The following is a 2,795-nucleotide window of genomic DNA, read 5'->3' as shown; positions in this document are numbered from 1 at the left end:
GTCGGGTCGGGTCGGGAAGCGCGGACGCCCCCCGTGAGTCCCCGGAGGTGTCACGCCGTGACACATCCTGTGACGCACCCTCGGTGTCCGGAGTGGACGGTTCGCCGTCACCCTTCGGACGCTTGCCGTCGCGCCAGCGCGCGCGACGCTCGGCGTCCGCCTTCCGGCGCGCCAGGACATCGTCCCGCGTGGGCTGCCGCTCATCCCATTCGTGGAACCACCAGCCGGGCTCGCCCTCGTGCTCTCCGGTGCACCACAGGCCAGCCTTGACGAGCGCGTCCGCCAACTCGTCCGCGTTCATGGCGATCCGCTTCGCGGCGTACGAGGGCACCCATCCGTCGGTGAGCTGGTCGGCGGCCCACGAGCCCGCCAGAACCCACAGCCCCATCGCTTCGACGCCCGCGCGCATCGCCTTCTTGTGGCTGTGCAGCGTGTCGTCGACCTTGAACCAGGTCACCGGTCAGATTCCTTTCAAGATCATGTTTTGCACGGACCAGCGGACCCACCGCTGACCGGCCTGGTAGTCCACCGACCAGTCGAGCGCGTGCACGCGCTGCATCAGCGCGGCACACTCGGCGGGATCCGGGTCGGCGTCGAGGACTTCGCCGAGCGCGGCAAGGGTCGCCATCAGCTCGGCGTACGCGGGGTCCTCGGCCCGGTACTTCTCGGCGTCGGCGCGGGCAGCCGCGGTCGCGCCGGTGATGTCCACCGGCCCGACCGCGACCACCTGCAGCACGCCGTCCACATCGGACTCAGCCACCTGCGCCGCCCGGCGCACCGAGCAGGCCAGCCTCGGCGGACTCGTCGCCGAACTCCCGGAGCACGTCGTAGACGGTCGGGTTCCGGCCGAGCTTGACGCGCACGGTGTCCGTGCGGGCCCAGCCGCGGCGCAGGTCGTCCTCGTCGAGCACGGGCCCGGCCCCGATGGCGATGCGCCGGGCGATCTCGGCAGCCGGGATGCCGGAGCAGATCGCCACGGCGTCGCCGTCCATCACCTCGCCGCGCCCCGGCATGTGCCGGAAGTGCCGGGCGTGCAGCGCGAAGTCCGACGCGTTGCGGTAGCGGAACTCACCCACGGTCGTCCTCCTCCGGTTCGCCGGTGTGCTCGCGCACGAGCCGGTACAGCTCGCGCGCAACGGCCTCATCGTGCTTCTCCAGGGCCTTCGCGGACGGATTCGCCCGGCCGACGCGCAGGCCGAGCACGACACCGCCGACCCAGCCGATCGCGAGGAAGGCGAGCAGCCAGCTGATCAAGGTCGCGTCGCTCATGCCGCGCCTCCGAAGTTCCGGCCGTACCACGCGCGGGCTTCGGCTGTGGCTTCCCAGACCACCCAGTCCGACCCGCGGTGCTGCCGCGTCCGGCCGGAGTCCACGACGTAGCCGGCCTCGGCCAGCTCACCGCGCCGGGGCCGCACGCTGTTGGGCAGGATGCGGAGGTCCCTGGCGATCTCGAAGTCGGTGGAACCGTTGCCCTCGACGATGAACCGAAGGATGGCGCCGCGCTGGTTGCCGGTGCGCGGCTCGACGTTCCGGGCCGCACGCGCCGAGGTCATCGACGGGTCGGCCGTCACCTTGCCCTCGACGTTCGCCGTCACCTGGGCGTCCCGGACGGCGGCCATCTCGCCAAGGTGCCGGACGTAACCCAGCACCTCGGCCTCGACCGCGGCGAGCGCATCGAGCGCCCGAACCCGGCCGTCCCGGGCGGCTTCCGCGAAGTGCACGGTGCGGTTCACCAGCTCGGCCGGGTGCATCGCCGGGGCGGCCCCCGAGGAGGTCGAGGCTGCCGCGTCCAAACTGGACAGAAACTCGTCAGACACCGGACACCTCCGCGACATCGCTCGTCGACTTCACCGGCGTCGTCATCGCGCACCGCCGCGGGCCTGCTTGACGAGCTTGCGCAGGGTCCGCGCGACTCGGTCGGCCTCGTCGACGGTGAACACGACACCCGGGCCGTGCTTCCCGTTCTCCGGCGTGATGCTGATCTGCGGCCCGACCTCCCGGAACCCCTGGTCCATGCCGATGATCAGGTGCACGGGGACGTGCTGGACGCCACCGTAGTGCTCGCCCAGGTCCTCGATGGTGCCCTCGGCGAGCATCGGGTACAGCTCGACCGCGTCGGACATGTGCCGCCTGTCCTCGGGGTGCTCGACCTCCGGGTGCCGACCACGGCACCACGACGGGCAGGGGACGGTGTCGACGTGGTGCAGCCAGTCCGGGTAGTCCGGGGTGTCGGTCATGCCACACCCACGATCCGGCGGGCCTCGGCGCGCACATCGGCCAGCTCGGTGAAGTCGCCGGCCGCGACGCGCTGGAACAGCACGCTCAGCGCGGTCAGCTGGTGGTCGGCCTCGACGACGGCGGACTGGTCGGCCTCGGCCTGGCGGGCGCCGTCGATCAGCTGGGCGGCCAGGGCTCGCGCGGTCGCGGGCTGCAGCCAGAACTCCGCCAGCGCGTCGTCCTGCGGCACGTTCGGGCAGTACGGGTGCTCGACGACCACGACGACCGAGCAGGCGCCGGTGCGCTCTTCAGCCCACGGGTAGGCAGTGACCTCGGCGGGCGTCTCCTTCACGCCGTACGCGACGCCGGGCAGCATCGGCGCGGCACCGGTGCAGGAGTGCGATCCGCCGTCGAGGTGATCACAGAACGGTGCGTGCTGGTGGGCGCGGTCGCGCTCGCCGATCTCGGCCTCGAGGCGGGCGGCGCGGGCCGAGTCGGTTTCGGCTCGGCCAGACGGGTGATCAGCCGCGGTGTGACGCGCGGTAACATCTACAGTGAGCATGCGGGTTTCCTCACTG

General features: G+C 71.9%; 8 protein-coding genes. 1 reads left to right on the top strand and 7 read right to left on the bottom strand.

The genetic code is table 11. The features are described from left to right. The 7 genes from ACYVLJ_RS28860 to ACYVLJ_RS28830 all read right to left on the bottom strand — a co-directional run. Positions 1-457: hypothetical protein (locus tag ACYVLJ_RS28860; RefSeq protein ID WP_460441021.1), on the bottom strand; the 457-nt coding region annotated here is incomplete at its 3' end. Positions 458-460: 3 nt separating this feature from the next. Beyond that, on the bottom strand, positions 461-760 hold the full coding sequence (locus ACYVLJ_RS28855; protein ID WP_460441020.1) for a hypothetical protein: 300 nt from the start codon (positions 758-760) through the stop codon (positions 461-463). After that, positions 753-1,076 carry a hypothetical protein gene (locus ACYVLJ_RS28850; RefSeq protein ID WP_460441019.1) on the bottom strand — a complete coding sequence of 108 codons (324 nt, stop codon included), beginning with the start codon at positions 1,074-1,076 and terminating at the stop codon, positions 753-755. The genes ACYVLJ_RS28855 and ACYVLJ_RS28850 overlap by 8 nt, the downstream gene beginning before the upstream one ends. Further along, positions 1,069-1,269 (bottom strand): hypothetical protein, encoded by a 201-nt coding sequence (locus ACYVLJ_RS28845; RefSeq protein ID WP_460441018.1) that lies wholly within the window; start codon positions 1,267-1,269, stop codon positions 1,069-1,071. The genes ACYVLJ_RS28850 and ACYVLJ_RS28845 overlap by 8 nt, the downstream gene beginning before the upstream one ends. Next, positions 1,266-1,817 (bottom strand): hypothetical protein, encoded by a 552-nt coding sequence (locus ACYVLJ_RS28840; RefSeq protein ID WP_460441017.1) that lies wholly within the window; start codon positions 1,815-1,817, stop codon positions 1,266-1,268. Before ACYVLJ_RS28840 ends, ACYVLJ_RS28845 begins: the two co-directional genes overlap by 4 nt. 42 nt (positions 1,818-1,859) lie before the next feature. Beyond that, positions 1,860-2,237 (bottom strand): DUF6907 domain-containing protein, encoded by a 378-nt coding sequence (locus tag ACYVLJ_RS28835; protein WP_460441016.1) that lies wholly within the window; start codon positions 2,235-2,237, stop codon positions 1,860-1,862. Next, positions 2,234-2,593, bottom strand: coding sequence for a hypothetical protein (locus tag ACYVLJ_RS28830; RefSeq protein ID WP_460441015.1), 360 nt, complete (start codon positions 2,591-2,593; stop codon positions 2,234-2,236). The genes ACYVLJ_RS28835 and ACYVLJ_RS28830 overlap by 4 nt, the downstream gene beginning before the upstream one ends. 21 nt (positions 2,594-2,614) lie before the next feature. Between ACYVLJ_RS28830 and ACYVLJ_RS28825 the strand changes: the two genes are divergently transcribed. Continuing rightward, positions 2,615-2,795: hypothetical protein (locus ACYVLJ_RS28825; RefSeq protein ID WP_460441014.1), on the top strand; the 181-nt coding region annotated here is incomplete at its 3' end.

It is taken from the genome of Amycolatopsis stemonae, assembly GCF_054781455.1.
The sequence above is the reverse complement of the archived record's forward strand: the minus strand, read 5'-3'. Positions and strand labels throughout refer to the sequence as shown.